This is a genomic window from Pseudomonas sp. GM41(2012) (assembly GCF_000282315.2).
GTDB lineage: Bacteria > Pseudomonadota > Gammaproteobacteria > Pseudomonadales > Pseudomonadaceae > Aquipseudomonas.
In genome coordinates this window covers 178926-199073 of record NZ_AKJN02000011.1, presented here as the reverse complement: position 1 = coordinate 199073, position 20148 = coordinate 178926, and the positions used below count along the sequence as shown (strand labels likewise).

Below are 20148 nucleotides of genomic sequence, written 5' to 3'. Positions count from 1 at the left end.
TTTAAGCCTGTTCCAACGAGGTTTCAACACGGGTGGCGGTGGCTGGAACTTTCCCGGCCGCTACCAGACGCTTGTGCTGCTCGGCTTCGATGCGCTCGATCACGTCGACCGGCACCATATAGCCCTGATCATCGCGGGCAGCATGGATCACGAAGTAGCCCACGGTGCCAACCAGGCCAACGATGGCCAACCACCAGATGTGCCAGATCATCGCGAAACCGAACACGGTCAACAGAGCACCCATGACCACACCGGTCGCGGTATTGTTTGGCATGTGGATCGGTTCGTACCTGGCCGGAGCCTTGTACGCGGTACCGTTTTCCTTGGCTTCGGTGAACGGATCGATGGTGTCCGCTTTTGGCAGCACGGCAAAGTTGTAGAACGGTGGTGGCGACGAGGTCGACCATTCCAGCGTGTGTGCATTCCACGGGTCACCGTGTTCGCACATGTTTTCCGGCTTGTTGCGATCACGCACGCTGACGTACAGCTGAATCAGCTGGCAGGCGATACCGGCCGCGATCATCACCGCACCGAACATGGCGACGTACAGGTACGGCACCCACTCAGGGTTGGTGGTGGCGTTCAGACGACGGGTCATGCCCATGAAGCCCAGTGCATAGAGCGGCATGAACGCGACGAAGAAGCCCGAGATCCAGAACCAGAACGCTGCCTTGCCCCAACCTTCGTGCAGCTTGAAGCCGAACGCTTTAGGGAAGTAGAAGCCGAAGCCTGCGATGTAGCCGAATACCGCGCCGCCGATGATCACGTTGTGGAAGTGAGCGATCACGAACAGGCTGTTGTGCAGGACGAAGTCCGCACCCGGGATGGCCAGCAGAACGCCGGTCATGCCGCCGATGGCGAAAGTCACCATGAAGCCCAGGGTCCACAGAACCTGACTGGTGAAACGCAGACGCCCTTGGTAAATGGTGAACAGCCAGTTGAATAGCTTCACCCCCGTCGGGATCGAAATCAGCATCGTCGCCAGACCGAAGAAGGCGTTGACGCTGGCACCCGAACCCATGGTGAAGAAGTGGTGCAGCCAGACCATGAAGCCCAGGATCGAGATCGCGCCCGATGCGTAGACCATCGAGTGGTGGCCGAACAGACGCTTGCCGGTGAAGGTCGAGATGACTTCGGAGAAGATCCCGAACGCCGGCAGAATCAGGATGTAAACCTCGGGGTGACCCCAGGCCCAGAACAGGTTGACGTACATCATCGGATTGCCACCAAGTTCATTGGTGAAAATGTGGAAATCCATGTAACGGTCAAGCGTCAGCAGTGCCAGGGTAGCGGTCAGGATCGGGAACGAAGCCACGATCAGGACGTTGGCCCAAGTGCAGGTCCAGGTGAAGATCGGCATGTCCATCAGCTTCATGCCCGGGGTACGCATTTTCAGCACGGTGGCCAGGAAGTTGACCCCCGTCAGCGTCGTACCCAGACCGGATAGCTGTAGCGCCCAGATGTAGTAATCCATCCCCACGCCCGGGCTGTATTGCAGGCCCGACAGCGGCGGATAGGCAACCCAACCGGTCTTGGCGAATTCGCCGACGCCCAGGGACAGGTTGATCAGTACCACGCCCGACACCAGCAGCCAGAAGCTCAGGGAGTTCAGGAACGGGAAGGCAACGTCACGTGCGCCGATCTGCAGCGGCACTGCAAGGTTCATCAGGCCGGTGAAGAATGGCATCGCCATGAAGATGATCATGATCACACCGTGAGCGGTGAAGATCTGGTCATAGTGTTCAGGTGGCAGGTAGCCAGGCGAACCCTCGGTGGCCATGGCCAACTGGGTACGCATCATGATGGCGTCGGCAAAACCGCGCAGCAGCATGACCATGGCGACGATGATGTACATCACGCCGATTTTCTTGTGGTCGACCGAGGTCAGCCACTCGGACCACAGGTAGGTCCACTTCTTGAAATAGGTGATTGCAGCGAACAGCGCCAGACCACCGAGCGCGATCATGGCGATGGTAATCATCACGATCGGTTCGTGGAACGGGACCGCTTCCCAACTTAATTTACCAAACATCGTTTACTCCTCTGCCCCGGCAGCTGAATGCGAACTCATGTCCATCCCTTCCATGGCGGCCATTTCGTGCTCTTTCTTCTCGTGGTGCATCGGCTTGCCCGGATTCATACCTTCGTACTTGTCGACGATGATCTGGAACAGGTTCGGCGTGACCGAGGAGTAGAGCTCGACTGGGTTGTTCTGGCTTGGCTTGGAAAGGGCTTCGTATTCAGCTTTTTCAAGCTGTTTAGGTGCCTTTTTGACTTCGCTGACCCAGGCGTCGAAATCTTCCTGAGAGGTGGCGATAGCTTTGAATTTCATGCCGGTGAAACCAGCGCCGCTGTAGTTGGCGGAGATACCGTCCATTTCAGCGTTCTGGTTGGCGATCAGGTGCAGTTTGGTCTGCATGCCGGCCATCGCGTAGATCTGGCCGCCCAGGGCCGGGATGAAGAACGAGTTCATCACGGAGTCCGACGTCACCTTGAAGTTGATCGGCGTGTGCGCCGGGAACACGATCTTGTTGACGGTGGCGATGCCTTGCTCTGGATAGATGAACATCCACTTCCAGTCCAGCGCGACCACTTCAATGGTGATCGGCTTGACGTCGGATTCCAGCGGCTTGTAAGGATCCAGCGCGTGTGTCGACTTGTAGGTGACATAACCCAGGGCAATGATGATCAGCACTGGAACAGCCCACACCGCGATTTCGATCTTGGTGGAGTGCGACCATTTCGGCGTGTAGACGGCGTCGGTGTTGGACGCGCGGTATTTCCAGGCGAACAGGAAGGTCATGACGATGACCGGAACCACGACCAACAGCATCAGCAGCGTTGCGGTGATGATCAGGTTTCGCTCGTCCAGGCCGACCTGGCCCTTGGGATCGAGCAAGGTCATGTTGCAGCCTGACAGCAACAATGTGCCGATCAGCGGCAATAAGCCTAGTAGTCTGGGGTACCTGTTTTTACTCATCTCACGACCTCTAAAGCAGCTTGCGCAATGCAGTTGGGTTTTGATCGCCAACACTTCACCCTGCCAAGGGTTGGCATTTTTCTTGGATTGAATAAGTGGCTGCCCGTCGCGCGTCAGACGCTGTTCGACAAATCCTGGGCCAGCGTTGAGTTCTTATTCGAATTCGTGGTCAAAGGCCTTGTTACAGACCAATTCCATTTGGTGCGGATAGTTGGAAGGCACCGACACCTGGGAGTCGCATGAAGCCAAAGAGCCTCTCGACGCCCTATTCCTGCTCAGGGATGAGCAGTGCCGGGAATTCAGTGCGGGCGATTGTAGATATGTAACGTTTTATAAACCATGTCTCATCCCGAAATAATTTTTATCCATTCCAGCAACAATCATTAACGGCATTTGCAAAAGTGCGCCATGGTATCGAAATTCATTCTCAACAAAAACACCAAAAATTGTAGGTCTACCTTAGGCAATTCAGACAGTATCGAAGGCTCTGCGCCCTCCTTCGACCCTGCCAAAGCCCCATGTGACAAGGGCTTCGCCAATTCGCCAGAGCCTGTTAAAACTGCCTGTTGCGGATTTTTGAGACTGAAGTTGCCGAACGCTGAACCAGGCCAATTTTGTTACGTAGCCATGTACCAATTCGGCGCCCTGAAATGCCTTGCGACACTACTGCTGTGACAACATGTCGCACACGTGCCGCACCCATACTTGTCGCGCATCAAGGTCATTTCACCCGTGCCCTGAAATGCAAAACGCCCCGGCCCCCTCAACGAGGGCCGGGGCGTTTTTTTGTATGGCAGCGATGCGCCGGATGACGTCAGCGCAGGGCTTTGCGATTACGCAACGTGAGCAGCGGCACCAGCACCACGACCAGCACAAAGGCTAGCAGCGCCCACTGCGCAAGCGACAAACCGAGGATCGGCGGGTACGGCGTGGAGCAGAAGCCGTCGACCTGGAAGCCCAGCGGGAAGATCTTCGCCAGTGGCAAACCGTCGACAATCGGTTGCAGTACATCAATGCCGCAGCTGACCGCCGGATAGAACTGGGTATAGACGTGATGCCCGGCCACCCCGACGCCTGCCAGGGCGCAGATCACCACCAGGGTTTCAAAAACCGTGATGCTGCGGCGGGTGCGCGTGGCCGCACCGATGAACGCGAAGAGCGCGATCAGCAGCAACGCATAACGTTGCAGGATGCACAGCGGGCATGGCGCCTCACCCAAAACAATTTGCATGTACAGCGCGCCACCGATCAGCGCCAGGCAGATGATGCCCAGTAACACCAGATAGCGCCGTTCACGGCCCAACCGCATCGTTTCCTCGCTCATTGCGTTTCCCTTCTAAATATCGATTGCCCAGAAGTCTACACGCTGGCCCTGACCTTTGAGAGTCCGGCGCGCGCAGCGGGGTATCGGGGAATAGACGACGAGCCGGTTAAGAAGGGATTAAATTCGGGCTATTTCCAGAGATTTGCATGATCCCGCGACCGTATCGCCAGCAGGCTGGCTCCCACTTTGGAATGCATTCACAGGCTGGCCCACTTTGGAATGCATTCAACTGTGGGAGCCAGCCTGCTGGCGATGCGGTTGATCAATCGCCGTAGATATCAGACTTGAAGTACTTATCTGAAATCTTCTGGTATTCGCCGTTGGCGCGAATACCGTCAATGGCCGTGTTCAGCTCGGAGACCAACTCGGTGTTGCCCTTGCGCACCGCAATCCCGGCGCCCTCGCCCACGTACTTCGGATCCTTGAGCTCCGGCCCGACAAAGGCATAACCCTTGCCACGCGGCATCATCAGGAAGTCATTCAGCGGGATGGTGTCGGCAAAAATGGCATCGAGGCGACCGGCCGCCAGATCCATGTAGATCTCTTCGTTGTTGCCGTAACGCTTGACGTTGATACCTTTCGGTTCAAAAACCTCAGTGGCATAGCGGTCAGTGGTGGTTGCGCGCTGCACGCCGATCGTCTTGCCCTTAAGGCTGGCGTACTGGTCATCCACGACCGCTCCGTCCTTCATCACCAGACGCGATGAGGTGAAGTAGTACTTGTGGGTGAAATCCACCGACTTCTTGCGGTCTTCGTTGATGGTCATGGACGACAGCGCCATGTCGATTTTCTTCACTTTAAGGGAAGGAATCAGACCGTCGAACTCACCTTCGACCCAGACACACTTGACCTTCATCTGCGCGCACAGGGCATTGCCGATGTCGTAGTCGAACCCGACAATCTCACCTTTATCGGTTTTGGACGCGAACGGTGGATAAGCCGCTTCGATGCCGATGCGCAGGGTTTTATCGGCGGCGAACAGGGAACTGCACGCCAACAGGCTCAGAGCCAGACCGGTGATGAGGGGGAATTTCTTCATATTCGTTCTCTCGCGGGTTGTTGTTGGTTTGGCAAGACAGAAGAAAGAGCAGAAACGGGGGAAGCGCTTTTTTGTACTTATAATTCCATACTGGACTTTTATGTACAAACCGTCAATCAGGGCGATCGAGGATGTGCGGGCCGGTGGTCGGGCGGTGGCTTATTGGGATTTTTGGTGTTGCTGATGGCCTCTTCGCGAGCAGGCTCGCTTGTATGGTAGGACTTGAAGGGAGGAGAAGGGACAAGGCTCGATTCTGACTGTTGACGCAGTACAGACCGTGGGAGAGTTCGCCCCTCCTCCTTTCACCCAAGCGCCGATAAAGAATGCATCGGGCCTAGACCGACGATAGGAACAAGCCTGCGCCCCTGGGTGAGCCCTTCAAGTGCTTAAAACCATATCCCGGAGGAAATCCTATGGCAATGCCGGTTTCTGCTTCAAAGCCGATCGTGGGCGTGGATGTCGCCAAGAATGAGTTGGTGATTTATCACGCCGAACTGGGCCTGCTTGAAGAGATTCCCAACAATAAAACAGCCATCAAGAAGTGGTTGAAGGCCTTGCCGAGCACGGTGGCCATTGCCGTCGAAGCCACCAATATCTACCACTTGGAGTTCGCCGATCTGGCCTACGAGGCCGGATGCGTGATTTACATGGTGGGCGGCTATGAACTCAAGCATTACCGCGAAGGTGTGAAGGTCCGTGCCAAAACTGATGCACTGGATGCCAAGTTGCTTGCTCGGTATCTGAAAAATGAACATGAAGAGCTTCACCCATGGACCCCGCCATCCCCACTATACCGCCAGCTGCTGAGTCTTTTCCGCCGCCGGGCGGCGTTGGTCCAGGCAAGGGTCGGCCTGGTGCAAAGCTGGGCCAATGAGCCGCTGCTCAAGACCGCTTTTGCCGAACAAGTGAAGTCCATGCAACAGCTTGAGATGCTGATCGAGAAGACGATCAACGATCAGCTCAAAGAAGCCGGTTTGCTGGGCCAGTTAAAACGCTGTCTGAAAGTGGAAGGCATTGGTTTTTTGACAGGTGCGCGTTTGATCACGGCGTTTCAGCGGGGTGACTTCAGAAACGCGGATGCCTTTATCGCCTTTCTGGGAATGGATTTGCGGGTATCAAAATCAGGGCAAAAAGACGGCCGCCGCAGTTTGACCAAGCGCGGTGACCCGGAGGCTCGGCGGCTGCTGCACAATGCGGCAATGTCGGCGAGTCGCACCGAGGCCTGGAAAGATTTTTATCAAGAACAAAGAGCTCGGGGTTTCAGCACCACTCAAGCATTGGTGATGCTGGCTCGAAAGCTCGCTCGGGTGGTATTCGCTCTGCTAAAGGGGCAGGACGAATACCAACCGAAAGTCAGTTGAGGGCTTCCCCTCAACCATAGAATCTCCCACAGGGAATCTATGTCGTACACAGCATTTGTGTACATGGAGATCAAATGTGGGAGCGAGCCTGCTCGCGAAGGCTGACTGACAGTCAATGAAGAACCAACTGTCTGCTTACTGCTTCCAGCGATCCGCCGCCGCATGATCACTGTCACGCCCTTCAACCCAACGCGCCCCGTCAGGGGTGTTTTCTTTCTTCCAGAACGGAGCACGGGTTTTCAGGTAGTCCATGACAAAGGCGCAGGCATCGAACGCGGCCTGGCGGTGGGCGCTGGCGGCGCCGACGAAGACGATCGGCTCCCCCGGTTCCAGGGCGCCAATGCGATGCAGCACTTCAAGCTTGAGCAGCGGCCAGCGCTGCTCGGCCTCTGTGGCGATCTTGGCGAGGGCTTTTTCGGTCATGCCCGGGTAGTGCTCAAGGAACATCCCGGCGACGTCGAGCCCGTCATTGAAGTCGCGAACATAGCCGACAAAACTCACCACCGCACCAACGCCCACATTGGCGGCGTGCATGGCATTGACTTCAGCCCCCGGATCGAACGCCGTGGATTGCACGCGAATCGCCATGGCTCAGCCTCCGGTCACAGTCGGGAAAAATGCCACTTCATCGCCATCGCTCACCGGCTCATCGAGCTGGCACAGGTCTTCGTTGCGGGCGCACATCAGGTTCTGTTCGCTCAACACTTCGGCACCGTCACGCTGGGCCAGCAGCGCACGCACATCGTCGACCGTGGCGAAATCACCTTCAACTTTCACCGAGTCCACGCCGAGCGCCTCACGGTAACGGGCAAAAAACTTCACGGTGACGTTCATGGTTGATCCGCCTGGAAATGGCCGCTCTTGCCGCCGAGTTTCTCAAGCAGCCGCACGCTTTCAATGGTCATGCCGCGATCCACGGCTTTGCACATGTCGTAGACAGTCAGCGCCGCGACGCTGGCGGCGGTCAGGGCTTCCATCTCTACGCCGGTCTGCCCGGACAACTTGCAGCGCGCGACAATGCGCACGGTGTCGTCGCCTTCGGCACTGAGCTCGACCTTGACGCCGGTGAGCAGCAGCGGATGGCACAGAGGGATCAGATCGCTGGTTTTCTTCGCTGCTTGAATGCCGGCGATACGCGCCACGGCGAACACATCACCCTTGGGGTGACCGCCGCTGACGATCATCTGCAGGGTTTCGGGCAGCATGCGCACAAGCGCTTGGGCCGTTGCTTCACGGAACGTCACGGCTTTTTCAGTGACGTCGACCATATGGGCGCGACCTTGGGAATCGAGATGAGTCAGCACAGGGATACTCCTGATCAGGAGCCCCGATTGTAAACCTGTGGGTCAAAATTCCGCACCTTTGATTATGGGATCACCACAACCCCTGTAGGAGCATGGCTTGCCCGCGATGGCGGCGTGCCAGTCAATAATGATGCCGACTGACACGCAGCCATCGAGGGCAAGTCGGATCGCCGCCCGCATGCTCCTACAGGTTTTGTGTGGGGCATAAAAAAACCGGGCGACTTTGAGGTCGCCCGGTTCTTGTGTGAAGGGTTACAAATGCGATTCGGCGTATTCGGCCAGAATCGAACGCGGCACCCCTTGCAGGGTGATGTGCACACCGTTGGGGAAATCCTTGAAGCGTTCTGTCAGGTACGTCAGCCCGGAACTGGTCGCGGACAGGTAAGGGGTGTCGATCTGCGCCAGGTTACCCAGGCACACCACTTTGGAACCGGCGCCGGCACGGGTGATGATGGTTTTCATCTGGTGCGGCGTGAGGTTCTGGCATTCATCGATCAGGATCAGACTCTGCTGGAAGCTGCGGCCTCGAATGTAGTTGAGGGATTTGAACTGCAACGGCACTTTGCTGAGGATGTAATCGACACTGCCATGGGTGTTTTCGTCATCCATGTGCAAGGCTTCGAGGTTGTCGGTGATGGCGCCCAGCCAAGGCTCCATTTTTTCCGCTTCAGTGCCGGGCAGGAAGCCGATCTCCTGGTCCAGGCCCTGCACGCTACGGGTCGCGATGATCCGGCGATAGCGTTTGCTGACCATGGTCTGCTCGATCGCCGCCGCCAGTGCGAGGATGGTTTTACCGGAACCTGCTGCCCCGGTCAGGTTGACCAGGTGGATATCCGGGTCGAGCAAGGCGTACAGCGCCAGGCTTTGATAGATGTCACGCGGTTTCAGGCCCCAGGCTTCCTGGTGCAACAGGGGTTCCTGATGCAGGTCGAGAATCAGCAGCTTGTCTTCCTCGATCTCCTTGATCCAGCCGACAAAGCCCTGTTCATCGATGATGAACTCGTTGACGTGCACTGCCGGCAGGTTGTCGATCAGCTGCACCTGGTGCCAGGTGCGGCCATGATCCTGACGGGTATCGACATTCCTTACGCGGTCCCAGAAGGAGCCGGTCATGTTGTGATAACCGTTGGGCAGCAGCGACACGTCGTCGACCAGTTGGTCGGTGCTGTAGTCCTCGGCCGCGATCCCGCAAGCCCGGGCCTTGAGGCGCATGTTGATGTCTTTGGTGACCAGCACCACGGGCAGCTTTGGTTCGCGTGCGTGCAGGTCGATCAACTGGTTGATGATGATGTTGTCGTTCAGGTGCTCGGGCAGAATGAGGTTCGGTTCTGCACGCTTGCTCATCAGAATTGACAGCAAACCCTTCGGTCCGCTTTTGCCACGCTGGATCGGGACGCCGAGCTCGACGTCTTCAGGACTGGCATCGCCCAGGGTTTTGTCGATCAGGCGAATCGCCTGACGGCATTCCGCAGCCACGCTGTGATGCCCGCTCTTGAGCTTGTCGAGCTCTTCAAGCACGGTCATCGGGATAGCGACGTGGTGTTCTTCGAAGTTAAGCAGGGCGTTTGGATCGTGAATCAATACGTTGGTATCGAGTACATAAAGGATTGGCTGGTTGGAGGAAGAACTACGTCCGTGATCATCCATACTCGGTCACCTTTGTGGGAGCCAGTCGACGCAATACCGTTACAGTGCTGCGCCTCGAAGTGGCCACCGAATTCACCTGCGAGGAGTCAAGTGAACTGCACACAAATGGGGGTCTTGGAAGACGCCACCTGTCTGCAGGTTTCGGCGGTCTGTCTTCGTAATACTCCAAAACCTGTGACAGAAAAAAGTACTTTGACGTTTTTTTGAAGTTTATTTTTCAGAGTGACCAATAGCACTAGGCGGATTGCCATCACCCCGTTAAAGTCGGAAGTCCGCCTGCACCGAATTCTCGTCCAAAACCACCCCTCCCCCAATGTTTACGGCCTTTCGTCGTTTTCAGCGAAACGCGTCCTGACAGTCTTCCCAGCCGATTCCGCTTTGCGCCGTTTGCGTGATGAGCCAGGGCATCGCCGTTTTCAGCGCATCCTGCTTCACGTTGAAGTTGATCACCCCGTGGCGCCACAACAACATCAGGCTCAATACCCGTTGAGCGCTCTGATTGGCTTTCAGCTTGCCGGCGCCGTCCTGGGCATCGATATCCCACAGCGCCACCTGCAAGCCCTGGGACTTGAAGAATCCTTCAGCGTCAGACCGACGCTGACCATCGGGCGGCCGAAACAATGGCACGTAGTTCTCGGGCAGTTTGCTTTTGACCAGTTCGGCGCTGCGTCGCACCGAATCCTGCCAGTCCTGCCAGTGGCTGTGGGAGCGGAACTCCCAACCTTGCACGCCAATGCACTGCTTCGAGTACGTCGCTTGCAGGCTGGCAACCGAACGATCGGCCAGACGGGCCTGGATGTCCTTGCCGAGGACGAAGAACGTGCCATTCATGTTCGACTTGCGCAGGTATTCCGTGGCCCAGGCGGTGTTATCCGGCACGGTATTGGCGGCACTGTCGAAGGTCAGCAAAAACAGCCGGTCATGCATCTGATCGCCGTTGCGCTCATAGTCGCCAAAACGATCGACTTCGCTGCTGGTTTGCGGAAACAGCGCGGCCTTGCGCAATTGCTCGTCCAGGTACTGGGCGTGGAACAGTCGGCTCGGCTCGGCCCACTTTATGTAGTAGCTCTCATCGCTGACCTGAAACTTGGCGGCTTGCTGGCGCAGGGTGTCCATGTCCTCGACCAGGAAACAGAAGGAAGCATCCTGATCGCAGCTCTGCTGGGCGAAGTTGTAGTTGGTCAGCAGTCGCTGCCACATGCGCTGACGCAGGTTGTTGATCGATTCCAGATTGACCGTGCGCAACCCCAGGCGCTGGGCCAGGCTCACTTCATCCAGGGATTCGCTGGCCAACAGGACGCGAGAAAACATGAGGATCTCGGCCCGTGACGCGACATCAAACAGGGTCGGGCTGTTGAGCTGTTCAGGCCAGGTGCTGCGATCAAGCGTCGCTACATCGCCCGGTGCCGCCATGGCACCGAAGCTCAACAGCCAGGCCGAGAATAGAAAAACGATACGCAATGGGATGTCTCCATAACAAAACCCGCGCGGCACTATAGCTGATCCCGCCCCACCGAACTCCTGTGGCGAGGGGGCTTGCCCCCGTTCGATCGCGAAGCGGTCGCAAACCCGATGCATGCGTATTACCTGAAGGAAATCGATTTAGGGCTGCTTCGCAACCCAACGGGGGCAAGCCCCCTCGCCACAGGGATCTTCCCCTCGCCATGAAAAACTGATGCACCACCGATCACCTATGACACCCATAGCTGGAGTCAGCCCAGACAACCCCCTAGAATCGCCCCCACGATTAAAGGAGACGACTTCATGCTGATGGTGATTTCCCCCGCCAAGACCCTCGATTACGAAACACCGCCGGCGACCCAGCGCTTCACCCAGCCACAATACCTCGACCATTCCCAGGAGCTGATCCTGCAATTGCGCGAACTGGCCCCTGCGCAGATCAGCGAGTTGATGCACGTCTCCGACAAGATCGGCGGGCTCAACGCCGCGCGTTTCGGCAGCTGGACGCCTGCGTTCACACCAGAAAACGCCAAGCAGGCATTGCTCGCCTTCAAGGGCGACGTCTACACCGGGTTGAATGCTCAAACCTTCAGCGAGGCCGATTTCGATTACGCCCAGCAGCACTTGCGCATGTTGTCCGGCCTGTACGGCCTGCTGCGCCCACTGGACCTGATGCAGCCGTATCGGCTGGAGATGGGCACCAAACTGGCGAATGCCCGTGGCAAGGACTTGTATGCCTTCTGGGGCACACGGATCAGCGAATGGCTGAACGAAGCCCTGGCCGATCAAGGCGATGACGTGCTGCTGAACCTGGCCTCCAACGAGTACTTCTCGGCGGTCAAACGCAACGCCCTGAACGCGCGCATCATCAATACCGAATTCAAGGACCTGAAGAACGGCCAGTACAAGATCATCAGCTTCTACGCGAAAAAGGCCCGCGGCATGATGAGTCGCTTCGTCATTGAAGAGCGCATCAACGACCCGCAAGCCCTCAAGCAGTTCGATGTACAAGGTTATCGCTACAGCGCCGAGCAGTCTAAACCGGACAATCTGGTGTTCCTGCGCGATCACACCCCCGAGTAAATATCCGGTTGGCGCACGCCTCATTAACAGGTCGTGCGCCACGTCCAATCGTCCAACAATTCCCCGCCTCATTCGTCATCTTACTGACGTCAAAAATACATCACTCGATTTTCTAACTTTAGTTTCACTCGACATTGTTGAATTTTTTCAGTAGTGGCACTGAAATTTTTTATCGGTAGTGGCACATAACCATCTAATCCGACAATAACCCTATGTATCAAGGGCCAAACAGGTGCTGCTATCAATATGAAAGCAGTGCCATCTTTTTCAATATTTCAAGAAATTTCAGAATTCGCGATGGGTGGACTGGAACTATGTCCAAATGCGTCGCTCATACCACCGGTAACCATTCTCTCTGAGCTTGTACGAGATAACTTACGCAGAGAAGAGATCCACGTAGCAAAGTTGTCACATTAACTTCTGCTGACTGATCCCTGATTTGGGCAACACATGAAGGACAGGAGATAAACATCAGAAATATCCCCTACAAGGCCAAGGCTGCGCCCCTATAAACGTGCTCACCTGAGCACCCAACCGCTTGATTTACGGGCTTCTGGCCTGGCATTGAGCGCGCAAGACCTTTGCACGAATGTCTTCTGATTAGAAGACCTGCTGCATAACAGGGCACGCCATAACAATAAAAGCCTAGTTGCGCACATCTTGAGTGCACTTATTTAGACACTCGGAACTTATATGCCTGCACGCGGCATTGTGACGCCTTTAAGGCGCACTTCCGAGTGCACTTCGACCGCTGAACACCATTAACTCCGGCCATGTAATGGCTTGATAAACACAGAGGTAATTGCGATGCGCATCAGCATATTTGGTTTGGGTTACGTCGGCGCAGTATGTGCCGGTTGCCTGTCTGCACGGGGCCATGACGTCGTTGGCGTCGATGTTGCCAAAGACAAAATCGATATGATCAACGCCGGCAAATCGCCGATCGTTGAACCGGGTCTGGGCGAGCTTCTGCAGAAGGGTATCGAGACGGGCAAATTGCGCGGCACGACCAACTTCGCCGAGGCGATTCGCGACACCGACCTGTCGATGATCTGCGTCGGCACGCCGAGCAAGAAGAACGGCGACCTGGAATTGAACTACATCGAAGCTGTGTGCCGCGAGATCGGTTTTGTCCTGCGTGACAAGACCACCCGTCACACCATCGTGGTTCGCAGCACCGTACTGCCAGGCACTGTGGCAAACGTAGTGATCCCGATCCTCGAAGACTGCTCCGGCAAGAAAGCCGGTGTCGACTTCGGCGTTGCAGTGAACCCTGAGTTCCTGCGTGAAAGCACCGCGATCGCCGACTACGACCTGCCGCCAATGACTGTTATCGGCGAGTTCGACAAGGCTTCGGGTGACGTTCTGCAATCGTTGTACGAAGAACTCGACGCTCCGATCATCCGCAAGGACATCGCAGTGGCCGAGATGATCAAGTACACCTGCAACGTGTGGCACGCCACCAAGGTGACCTTCGCCAACGAGATCGGCAACATCGCCAAGGCTGTCGGCGTCGATGGTCGCGAAGTGATGGAAGTGGTTTGCCAGGACAAGACGCTGAACCTGTCCCAGTACTACATGCGCCCTGGTTTCGCGTTCGGCGGCTCGTGCCTGCCGAAGGACGTTCGCGCCCTGACCTACCGCGCCGGCTCCCTGGACGTGGAAGCACCACTGCTCAACTCGCTGATGCGCAGTAACGAGTCCCAGGTGCAGAACGCTTTCGACATCGTCTCCAGCCACGGCAAACGCAAAGTCGCCCTGCTGGGTCTGAGCTTCAAGGCCGGTACTGACGACCTGCGCGAAAGCCCGCTGGTTGATCTGGCGGAAATGCTGATCGGCAAGGGTTACGACCTGAGCATCTACGACACCAACGTCGAATACGCCCGTGTCCACGGTGCGAACAAGGATTACATCGAGTCGAAGATCCCTCACGTCTCGTCCTTGCTCAACTCCGATTTCGACGACGTGATCAACAACTCCGACGTGATCATCCTTGGCAACCGTGACGAGAAATTCCGCGCCCTGGCGCAGAACGCCCCACACGGCAAGCAAGTGATCGACCTGGTCGGCTTCATGTCTCAAGCCACCAGTGTTAGCGGTCGCACCGAAGGCATCTGCTGGTAATGCGGTCGTAGGAGCTGCGTAGGAGCTGTCGAGTGAAACGAGGCTGCGATCTTTCCAGATCCACTTGAGTTTCAAACGAAAGATCAAGAGATCGCAGGCTTCGCCAGCTCCTACAGGATTTCTGGCGTCATCCAGACTGGATGTCGCCAGTTTTCGTAAGCCTGCCTTAACCCCATCGGGCCACCCCACAGGCTCGCCCGAGATAGAGACGGATGCAGATTATGCACAGGCTAAAGCACGGCCTACTTCAGGCCGCCGGTTGGCTGTTTTACTTAAGTATTTTGATGGGCATCGCCATGGCGTTGCCTGCGTCCACGTTCGACTCCGAGTCGAAGGACTTCATCTTCCTGATCGGTATCGTCGGTATCTGGCGCTACTCGATGGGTGCCACGCACTTTTTGCGCGGCATGCTGTTTCTGTACGTGGTCTACCCGCACCTGCGGCGCAAAGTGCGCAAGCTGGGTAAAGCGGCAGACCCGTCCCATGTGTATCTGATGGTCACCAGTTTTCGTATCGACGCGCTGACCACAGCCCAGGTCTACGCCTCGGTAATTCGCGAAGCGATCGACTGCGGCCTGCCGACCACCATGGTCTGCTCCATCGTGGAAATGTCCGATGAGAAGCTGGTGAAAAGCCTTTGGGTCAAAATGAACCCACCGGCTCGCGTCAAGCTCGACTTCGTGCGCATTCCCGGCACCGGCAAGCGTGATGGCCTGGCCTACGGTTTCCGCGCCATCTCCCGCCACCTGCCGGACGACCGCGCAGTGGTTGCAGTGATCGATGGCGACACCGTGCTTGCCGAAGGCGTCGTGCTCAAGACCGTGCCGTGGTTCCAGCTGTTCGGCAATGTCGGCGGCCTGACCACCAACGAGTTCTGCGAAGTGCGCGGCGGCTACATCATGAGCGAATGGCACAAACTGCGATTCGCCCAGCGCCACATCAACATGTGCTCGATGGCCCTGTCCAAGCGCGTGCTGACCATGACCGGGCGGATGTCGGTATTCCGCGCCACTGTGGTGACCAACCCGGAATTCATCGCCGACGTGGAAAGCGACTCGCTGCAACACTGGCGCCTGGGTCGCTTCAAGTTCCTCACCGGTGATGACAAGTCGAGCTGGTTCAGCTTGATGCGCATGGGCTACGACACGTTTTATGTGCCGGACGCCGCCATTCATACCGTGGAACACCCGCCGGAAAAAAGCTTCATCAAGGCCAGTCGCAAACTGATGTTCCGCTGGTACGGCAACAACCTGCGGCAGAACTCCCGCGCCTTGGGCCTGGGGATGAAACGTCTCGGCCTGTTCACTTCGGTGGTGCTGTTCGACCAGCGTGTGTCGATGTGGACGTCGCTGCTGGGCCTGACCGTCGCGCTCATCGCCAGCTTCAAGTACGGCATCGCGTTCATCCTGGTTTACCTGCTGTGGATCGGCATTACCCGCCTGATCCTGACCGTGCTGCTGTCTTTGTCCGGTCACACGATCGGCCCGGCCTACCCGGTGATTCTCTATTACAACCAGATCGTCGGCGCGCTGGTGAAGATCTACGTGTTCTTCCGCCTCGACCGACAGTCCTGGAGTCGCCAGCCCACTTCCCTGACCCGTGATCTCGCCAGCTTTCAAGGTTGGTTCAACACTTGGTCGTCTCGGACCATGACCTTCTCCGCCGGCAGCATTTTTGTTGCTGTGCTGTTGATGATGGTCTGACCGAACTCGCCTGAATTAACTAGGAAATCGCCCATATGAATACCGCCGTCAACGCCAACGTAGTGCATGAATCAGAAGCCCAGCGCCAACACGCCCGAGTAAAAATTCCGGCCAAGCTGCGTTTCTTCGGTCCTGACCGGACCCCGGTCGAAGCTCGGGTCATCGACCTCTCCGCTGGCGGCCTGGCTTTCAACGCCGGTCAGCTGCCACTGAAGATCGGCGACGTGTACAAGGCTCGCCTGCAGTTCGTCATCGATAACCTCGGCCTGGCCATGGACGTCGAGTTACTGGTGCGCTCCCACGACCGCGAAACCGGCCGTACCGGTTGCCAGTTCCAGAACCTCGAATCCCAGGACATTTCCACCCTGCGCCACCTGATCACTTCTCACCTGGCCGGCGACATCGTCACCATGGGTGAAGTGCTGGCCACCCTGCAACGCGACAACTTCACCAAGGCGCGCAAGGCCAAGGATGGCGGCCACGGCATGACCCCGTTCGGTCGTCTGCGTGCAGTGACCTTCAGCCTCGCGATCTTCCTCGTCGGTCTGACGGCATTCGGCTTCATCTTCAAGTCGGTGTACGGCATGTACTTCGTCAGCCACGCCCAGGCCGGTCTGGTCAGCGTGGCGGGCATGAACATCACCATGCCGCGCGACGGCACCGTGCAGAGCCTGATCAAGCCCGACGGCATTGCCGCCAAGGGCGCGCCGCTCGCGACCTTCAGCACCAGCATGCTCGATGTGCTCAAGGGCCATCTTGACGACAATCAATTGCAACCGGCCAAGGTTGAAGAACTGTTCGGCAAGCAAATGACCGGCACCCTGACGTCGCCGTGCGATTGCACCGTAGCGCAGCAAATGGTCGCCAACGGTCAGTACGCCAGCAAGGGTGACGTGATCTTCCAACTGGTGCCGCGTAACAGCGAAGCCAACGTTGAAGCGCGCTTCTCCTATCGCCAGTTCGGCGACGTGCTGCCAGGCAGCTCGGTCAGCTTCCAGATCGCCGGCGAAGACAAAACCCGCTCCGGCACGATCGTCAGCAGCACCAGCCTGAAAAGCGCCGACCTGTCGTCCGACATCCGCGTGATGATCAAGCCTGACGAGCCGCTGGACAGCAAATTCGCCGGTCGCCCGGTTGAAGTCAACGCCACCCGTGGTCCGAACCTGAACTGGCTGATCGACAAAGCCATGGCCGCCGGTCGTTAAAAACAAGAGGACATGCCCGTGACTAGCCCACTCAGAATCCTGCCAGTCCCGCTGACTCTGGCCATGGCAATCGCCCTGGCCGGATGCGCCGGCCTGCCCGACCAGCGTCTGGCCAACGAAGCCCTCAAGCGCGGTGATACCACGCTGGCGGCGCAGAATTACCAGCAACTGGCAGACCTGGGCTACAGCGAAGCACAGGTTGGCCTCGCCGATATCCAGGTCGACAGCCGTGACCCGGCGCAAATCAAGAAAGCCGAGGCGACTTATCGCGCTGCGGCCAGCGTCTCGCCGCGAGCCCAGGCTCGCCTGGGTCGTCTGCTGGTGGCCAAACCCGGCTCCACCGAAGCCGAACAGCACGAAGCCGAAGGCCTGTTGAAAAAAGCCTCGGCCAATGGTGAAGGCAACACCCTGATCCCGCTGGCGATGCTGTACCTGCAATACCCGCACAGTTTCCCGAACGTCAATGCGCAACAGCAGATCAGCCAATGGCGCGCCGAAGGCAAGCCGGAAGCGGGCCTGGCCCAAGTGCTGCTTTATCGCACCCAAGGCACTTACGACCAGCATCTGGACGAAGTGGAAACGATCTGCAAAGCCGCGTTGAACACCACCGACATCTGCTACGTCGAACTGGCCACGGTCTATCAGAAAAAAGCCCAGCCAGAGAAACAGGCCGAGCTGATCAAGCAAATGCAAGCCGCTCAGGCTCGCGGCGTGGTTTCCGCCCAGCGGGTGGACAGCGTGGCTCGCGTGCTGGGCGATGCATCCCTGGGCACGACCGACGAGAAAACCGCCCAGTCGCTGCTCGAAGGTATCGCACCCGGCTACCCCGCTTCCTGGGTCAGCCTGGCACAACTGCTCTACGACTTCCCGGAACTGGGTGACGTCGACACGATGATGAAGTACCTGGACAACGGCCGCGCCGCCGACCAGCCGCGCGCCGAACTGTTGCTGGGCAAGCTCTACTACGAAGGCAAAATGGTGCCGGCCGACGCGAAGGTCGCCGAAGAACACTTCAAGAAAGCCGTCGACAGAGAAGTGGCTGCCGATTACTACCTCGGCCAGATCTACCGTCGCGGTTACCTGGGCAAGGTCTATCCGCAGAAAGCGCTGGATCACCTGCTCAAGGCTGCGCGTAACGGCCAGAACAGCGCCGACTTCGCCATTGCCCAACTGTTCTCCCAAGGCAAGGGCACCCGGCCCGACCCACTTAACGCTTATGTCTTCAGCCAATTGGCCAAGGCCCAGAACACCCCGCAAGCCACCGAGCTTGCGCAAACACTCGAAACCCAACTGCCGCCTGCCCAGCTCGCCGAGGCCCAACGCCTGTTGAAACAAGAACAGGCCGTTCGTGGTGCCTTGAGTCAGAACACGCTGGAACTGCATGCCCTGGAAGAAGAAGACGGCGAGGAATCCCTATGAAGTTGAATCCATTCGTTAAGGCCGGTATTGGCCTGTCATTCGCCCTGCTGTGGTCGTGCCCGACCCTGGCGGCCCTGACTGAAAGCAAGAACTACGGCCTTGACGTGAAAGTCACCGCTCAGTCCGAAGACGACACTGACCTGGGTACGCAGAGCGGCGGCGACGTCAACGGCGTCGGCCTTGACTTGCGTCCATGGATTTATGGCGAGAGCGGCGCGTGGAGCGGCTACGCCATGGGTCAGGCCGTGACGTCCACCGACATCATCGAGACGGACACCCTGCAACAGTCCGACAGCGACGGCACCCAGAGCACCGACAGCGGTGGTCGCAAGAGCAAGAAAAACTACCTGGCGATGCGTGAGTTCTGGGTCGGCTACAGCGGCCTTACGCCCTACCCCGGCGAGATGCTCAAGCTCGGTCGCCAGCGTCTGCACAACGACGATGGCCAATGGCGCGACACCAACATCGAAGCCCTGAACTGGACCTTCGACACCACCCTGTTGCGCGCCAACGCCGGTGTTGCCGAACGCTTCAGCGAGTACCGCACCGACCTCACCGAGCTGGCCCCAAAAGACAAGGATCGCCTGCACGCTTTCGCCGATGCGTCGTACCAGTGGACCCCGGGCAACTGGGTCGGCATTCGCGGTCATCACACCCACGATGACGGCAAGCTCGATACCGCGCAGCCAGGTGTTCCCGCCGATTCCCTGGACAAGAAAGAGAATGGCGACATCAGCTGGATGGGCCTTACCGCCGACAGCGATGCCTATAACTGGCGCAACACCAACACCGTCAATTACTGGGGCAGCGTGACCGGTATGAGCGGCGACCGCGACAAGGTCAACCCGCTCAACGCCGATGGCACCGCTCCGGCACAAGCCAAAACCAGCGGCGATGTAGATGGCTGGGCCACTGACCTGGGCGTGCGTCTGCGCCTTGATCCGCAATGGCAAGTCGGTGCAGCCTATGCCCGTGCCAGCGCCGAATACGAACAGAACGGCCTGGAAAGCAACCGCTCGAACTACACCGGTACTCGCTCGCGGGTTCACCGTTTCGGCGAAGCCTTCCGTGGCGAAATGCAAAACATGCAGTCCGCCACTTTGTTCGGTTCGTGGATGCTCAACGACGAATACGACGCCAGCGTGATCTACCACAAATTCTGGCGCGTAGACGGCAACAAGCCTGTCGGCAGCAACGGCATCAACGCCGTCGAGAACAACACCGACGACGCGACCGGCGCAATTCTGTCCAGCACATCCCTGCCGCTGGAAGATGGCAACAAAGACCTCGGTCAGGAAATGGACGTGGTCGTCACCAAGTACTTCAAGCAAGGCCTGCTGCCCGCCTCCTTGAGCCAGTCGATCGATGAGCCTTCGGCCCTGGTGCGGTTGCGTGGCGGTGTGTTCAAGCCCGGCGATGCGTATGGCAAAGGCGTCGACTCGTACATGCACCGCGCGTTTGTCGACGTGATTTGGCGCTTCTGATGCGAACCGCTAAG

Annotated in this window: 16 protein-coding genes; 7 read left to right on the top strand and 9 right to left on the bottom strand. The window is 57.8% G+C overall.

Annotated elements, in window-relative coordinates; all coding sequences use genetic code 11:
• Position 1: 1 nt before the first annotated feature.
• From cyoB to PMI27_RS02020, 4 genes are all read right to left on the bottom strand, one after another.
• The gene (gene cyoB / locus PMI27_RS02000) at positions 2–2032 is read right to left on the bottom strand and encodes a cytochrome o ubiquinol oxidase subunit I (protein WP_008147624.1); all 2031 of its coding nucleotides are present in this window, start codon (positions 2030–2032) and stop codon (positions 2–4) included.
• Between the two features lie 3 nt (positions 2033–2035).
• A complete protein-coding gene (gene cyoA / locus PMI27_RS02005; protein ID WP_008147621.1) occupies positions 2036–2980 on the bottom strand; it encodes a ubiquinol oxidase subunit II in 945 nt (314 codons plus the stop codon).
• 814 nt (positions 2981–3794) lie between these two features.
• A complete protein-coding gene (locus PMI27_RS02015; protein WP_033053653.1) occupies positions 3795–4304 on the bottom strand; it encodes a disulfide bond formation protein B in 510 nt (169 codons plus the stop codon).
• A 262-nt stretch (positions 4305–4566) separates the two neighbouring features.
• A complete protein-coding gene (locus tag PMI27_RS02020) occupies positions 4567–5343 on the bottom strand; it encodes an ABC transporter substrate-binding protein (RefSeq protein WP_008147614.1) in 777 nt (258 codons plus the stop codon).
• A 413-nt stretch (positions 5344–5756) separates the two neighbouring features.
• Here PMI27_RS02020 and PMI27_RS02025 point away from each other — a divergent pair, with 413 nt between their 5' ends.
• Positions 5757–6704: an IS110 family transposase gene (locus PMI27_RS02025; protein WP_008156820.1), complete on the top strand. Its 948-nt coding sequence runs from the start codon at positions 5757–5759 to the stop codon at positions 6702–6704.
• A gap of 135 nt (positions 6705–6839) precedes the next feature.
• On the opposite strand, the gene moaE is transcribed toward PMI27_RS02025, so the two are convergent.
• The 5 genes from moaE to PMI27_RS02050 form a co-directional block, all read right to left on the bottom strand.
• A complete protein-coding gene (moaE, locus tag PMI27_RS02030) occupies positions 6840–7292 on the bottom strand; it encodes a molybdopterin synthase catalytic subunit MoaE (RefSeq protein WP_008153471.1) in 453 nt (150 codons plus the stop codon).
• Between the two features lie 3 nt (positions 7293–7295).
• On the bottom strand, positions 7296–7538 hold the full coding sequence (gene moaD, locus PMI27_RS02035) for a molybdopterin converting factor subunit 1 (RefSeq protein ID WP_008010586.1): 243 nt from the start codon (positions 7536–7538) through the stop codon (positions 7296–7298).
• Complete coding sequence (gene moaC, locus PMI27_RS02040; RefSeq protein WP_008153472.1) at positions 7535–8008, bottom strand: cyclic pyranopterin monophosphate synthase MoaC; 474 nt, start codon at positions 8006–8008, stop codon at positions 7535–7537. The genes moaD and moaC overlap by 4 nt, the downstream gene beginning before the upstream one ends.
• A 252-nt stretch (positions 8009–8260) precedes the next feature.
• The gene (locus PMI27_RS02045; RefSeq protein ID WP_008153474.1) at positions 8261–9655 is read right to left on the bottom strand and encodes a PhoH family protein; all 1395 of its coding nucleotides are present in this window, start codon (positions 9653–9655) and stop codon (positions 8261–8263) included.
• 336 nt (positions 9656–9991) lie between these two features.
• On the bottom strand, positions 9992–11116 hold the full coding sequence (locus tag PMI27_RS02050; protein WP_033053651.1) for a polysaccharide deacetylase family protein: 1125 nt from the start codon (positions 11114–11116) through the stop codon (positions 9992–9994).
• A gap of 303 nt (positions 11117–11419) precedes the next feature.
• Here PMI27_RS02050 and yaaA point away from each other — a divergent pair, with 303 nt between their 5' ends.
• The 6 genes from yaaA (at position 11420) to PMI27_RS02080 (ending at position 20134) form a co-directional block, all read left to right on the top strand.
• Complete coding sequence (yaaA, locus tag PMI27_RS02055; RefSeq protein WP_008153476.1) at positions 11420–12199, top strand: peroxide stress protein YaaA; 780 nt, start codon at positions 11420–11422, stop codon at positions 12197–12199.
• An 807-nt stretch (positions 12200–13006) separates the two neighbouring features.
• On the top strand, positions 13007–14323 hold the full coding sequence (locus tag PMI27_RS02060) for a nucleotide sugar dehydrogenase (protein ID WP_008153478.1): 1317 nt from the start codon (positions 13007–13009) through the stop codon (positions 14321–14323).
• Between the two features lie 221 nt (positions 14324–14544).
• Entirely contained in the window at positions 14545–16026 is a 1482-nt protein-coding gene (gene alg8 / locus PMI27_RS02065; RefSeq protein ID WP_443200790.1) for a mannuronan synthase, read from the top strand.
• A gap of 35 nt (positions 16027–16061) precedes the next feature.
• A complete protein-coding gene (locus PMI27_RS02070) occupies positions 16062–17231 on the top strand; it encodes an alginate biosynthesis protein Alg44 (RefSeq protein WP_008153480.1) in 1170 nt (389 codons plus the stop codon).
• 12 nt (positions 17232–17243) lie between these two features.
• Positions 17244–18650, top strand: a complete 1407-nt coding sequence (algK, locus tag PMI27_RS02075; protein WP_033053649.1) for an alginate biosynthesis TPR repeat lipoprotein AlgK — start codon at positions 17244–17246, stop codon at positions 18648–18650.
• Positions 18647–20134, top strand: a complete 1488-nt coding sequence (locus tag PMI27_RS02080; RefSeq protein ID WP_008153483.1) for an alginate export family protein — start codon at positions 18647–18649, stop codon at positions 20132–20134. The genes algK and PMI27_RS02080 overlap by 4 nt, the downstream gene beginning before the upstream one ends.
• Positions 20135–20148: the final 14 nt, after the last annotated feature.

Excerpts from the sequence above, each read along its gene's own strand:
- alg8 (WP_443200790.1), top strand. The coding sequence starts at position 14,545 with ATGCACAGGCTAAAGCACGGCCTACTTCAGGCCGCCGGTTGGCTGTTT.
- PMI27_RS02070 (WP_008153480.1), top strand. The coding sequence starts at position 16,062 with ATGAATACCGCCGTCAACGCCAACGTAGTGCATGAATCAGAAGCCCAG.
- PMI27_RS02045 (WP_008153474.1), bottom strand. The coding sequence starts at position 9,655 with ATGGATGATCACGGACGTAGTTCTTCCTCCAACCAGCCAATCCTTTAT.
- cyoB (WP_008147624.1), bottom strand. The coding sequence starts at position 2,032 with ATGTTTGGTAAATTAAGTTGGGAAGCGGTCCCGTTCCACGAACCGATC.
- moaD (WP_008010586.1), bottom strand. The coding sequence starts at position 7,538 with ATGAACGTCACCGTGAAGTTTTTTGCCCGTTACCGTGAGGCGCTCGGC.
- yaaA (WP_008153476.1), top strand. The coding sequence starts at position 11,420 with ATGCTGATGGTGATTTCCCCCGCCAAGACCCTCGATTACGAAACACCG.
- PMI27_RS02080 (WP_008153483.1), top strand. The coding sequence starts at position 18,647 with ATGAAGTTGAATCCATTCGTTAAGGCCGGTATTGGCCTGTCATTCGCC.
- PMI27_RS02025 (WP_008156820.1), top strand. The coding sequence starts at position 5,757 with ATGGCAATGCCGGTTTCTGCTTCAAAGCCGATCGTGGGCGTGGATGTC.
- PMI27_RS02020 (WP_008147614.1), bottom strand. The coding sequence starts at position 5,343 with ATGAAGAAATTCCCCCTCATCACCGGTCTGGCTCTGAGCCTGTTGGCG.
- PMI27_RS02015 (WP_033053653.1), bottom strand. The coding sequence starts at position 4,304 with ATGAGCGAGGAAACGATGCGGTTGGGCCGTGAACGGCGCTATCTGGTG.
- PMI27_RS02060 (WP_008153478.1), top strand. The coding sequence starts at position 13,007 with ATGCGCATCAGCATATTTGGTTTGGGTTACGTCGGCGCAGTATGTGCC.
- moaE (WP_008153471.1), bottom strand. The coding sequence starts at position 7,292 with ATGGCGATTCGCGTGCAATCCACGGCGTTCGATCCGGGGGCTGAAGTC.
- algK (WP_033053649.1), top strand. The coding sequence starts at position 17,244 with ATGCCCGTGACTAGCCCACTCAGAATCCTGCCAGTCCCGCTGACTCTG.
- cyoA (WP_008147621.1), bottom strand. The coding sequence starts at position 2,980 with ATGAGTAAAAACAGGTACCCCAGACTACTAGGCTTATTGCCGCTGATC.